Raw genomic sequence first — 2100 nt, 5'->3', positions numbered from 1 at the left:
GTCCAGGCGCCAGGCGCCGCGCTCGTTGAACGCCCACAGGTTGCCGGCGCCGTCGACGAGCAGGTCTTCCTGGTGCGCCGTTTCCCATTCCGGCCCGGCCGCCACGACGTGCCAGCGGCCGCCGGTGAAATGGGCGATGCGTCCGCTGGCGGCCCACAGGCTGCCGTCCGTGTCGACGGCCAGCGCGCCGATGCTCTCGTATGGGGAGGATTGCTCCGGCAGGTCCGCGACGCGGCCGTCGGGATGGAGCACCGAGACGCCTTCGGAGGCGAAGGCGATCGCCAGGTCGCCGTTCGGCGCGGCCCGCAGCACCTCGATGCGTTCGTGGCTGCGTCCCGGCTGGGCGGGCAGCGCGTAGCGTTCGAAACGCTGGCCGTCGAAGCGGTACAGGCCGTCGGCGGTGCCGAGCCACAGCCAGCCGTCGCGGGTCTGCGCCATCGTGCGGATGGCCGGTGGCGCGCCGTCGGTCGCCGTCCATCGCGTGTGGTGGTAGTCCGTGAAGCCTTCCGGCGCCGCCATTGCCGGCACGGCGGCCAGCAGCAAGGCTGCCGCGAGTACGCGGACGAGACGATGGCGGCGGCGCATCGCGGTACCGGTCAGAGGTCGATGAAGCCGCGCTGCACGGCGAGCGTGACGGCGTGCGCGCGGTCGTTCGCGCCCAGCTTCACGAGGATCGTGCTCATGTGCGTCTTGACCGTCGTCTCGCCGATGTGCAGCTGTTCGCCGATGCCGCGGTTCGAATGGCCGACGGCGGCGAGGCGCAGCACGTCGAGCTCGCGCGGCGACAGCGCGTCGCCGGCGTAGTGGATCGCCACCTCGCGCCGCAGCGCCTGCGGCAGGATGTGCGAGCCGTTGTGCACTTCGCGCACGGTCGCCGCGAGCTCGCGGCCCGGGACGTTCTTCAGCAGGTAGGCGGAGGCGCCGGCCTTGAGCGCGGCCGCGATGCGGGCGTCGCCGTCGTAGGTCGTGAGCACGACGAGGCGGGCGTCCGGATGCATGCTGCGGATCGCGCGGATGGCTTCCAGGCCGTCCTTGCCGGGCATCTGCAGGTCGACGAGGGCCACGTCGGGGCGCCAGTTGGTGAAGAAACGGATCGCTTCGTCGCCGTCGCAGGCCTGGGCGATGACCTCGATGTTGCCGTGCGCGATCAGCGAAGCGGCTATGCCTTCGCGCATCATCGGATGGTCGTCCGCGATCAGGACGCGGATCGGCGTGGCGCTGGGAGGGTTCATGCGGTGGAGTCTTTGGGGGCGGTACAGGGCAAGATTGTACAAGATTCCACCTTATCGAGTCATGGCCCCCGCCAAATGGGTGGGGAAAAAAGCATGAACGGACGCTACGCTGGCAGCACCGGGGCCAGAGCGCGAATTTGCTCTTTTGCGCTCTGACCCCGAATTTTCAGCCACATCAGAAGCCGGAGTCACATCGTGCATACCTGTCCGCCGACGCCGGCGCGACCGCCGTCGTCAGCGAATTCCGGATGGCCAACCGCATCCTGGCCGCGTGGGCGGCGCAGGCCCGGCGCGACAGCCGCGTCGACTTCGAGATCACGTTCTTCGACGGCCTGCGCCTGTCCGGCGGCCCCGCGCCGTACCTGGTCGAGGTTGAGCCCTCAGTACGCGTGGATCAGCCCCCGCCGCGCCGCCACGCAGGCCGCTTCGGTGCGGCACGAGACGTTCAGCTTGGACAGGATATTGTTGACGTGGTACTTGACCGTGCCGACGCCGATGTTCTCGGTGCGCGCGATCATCTTGTTGCTCATGCCGGCCGACAGGTGCGCGAGGATCTCGAGCTCGCGGCGCGACAGGCGGTTGGCGTCCATGCGCCCGGCCAGCTTCTCGGCGAGGCCGGGCGCGAGGTAGCGGCGGTTGGCGGCCACCTGGCGCACGCATTGCACCACCTCGTCGAGGCCGGATTGCTTGAGCAGGTACGCACTGGCGCCGGCCAGCAGGCCGCGGTGCACGTCCTCGTCGCCGTCGTAGGTCGTCAGGATGACCATGCGGGCATCCGGCACGAGCGCGCGGATCTTGCGGATCGCCTCGACGCCGCCGCCACCGGGCATGTTCAGGTCGACGAGCATGACGTCGGGACGCAGACGCA

Annotated in this window: 3 protein-coding genes; all 3 read right to left on the bottom strand. The window is 69.8% G+C overall.

The features are described from left to right. Window positions 1-585, bottom strand: a 585-nt coding sequence (locus ACEN88_RS29935) for a two-component regulator propeller domain-containing protein (protein ID WP_413345560.1), incomplete at its 3' end; no start/stop codon positions are given. An 11-nt stretch (window positions 586-596) separates the two neighbouring features. Then, complete coding sequence (locus ACEN88_RS29930) at window positions 597-1232, bottom strand: response regulator (RefSeq protein WP_413345558.1); 636 nt, start codon at window positions 1230-1232, stop codon at window positions 597-599. Between the two features lie 380 nt (window positions 1233-1612). Continuing rightward, on the bottom strand, window positions 1613-2100 hold a 488-nt coding region (locus ACEN88_RS29925; protein WP_413345556.1), incomplete at its 5' end, for a LuxR C-terminal-related transcriptional regulator.

The organism is Massilia sp. CT11-108 (assembly GCF_047302915.1).
Classification (GTDB): Bacteria; Pseudomonadota; Gammaproteobacteria; order Burkholderiales; family Burkholderiaceae_D; genus Telluria; species Telluria orientalis.
Note: the sequence above shows the minus strand (reverse complement) of the source record. Positions and strands in the feature narration are given on the sequence as shown.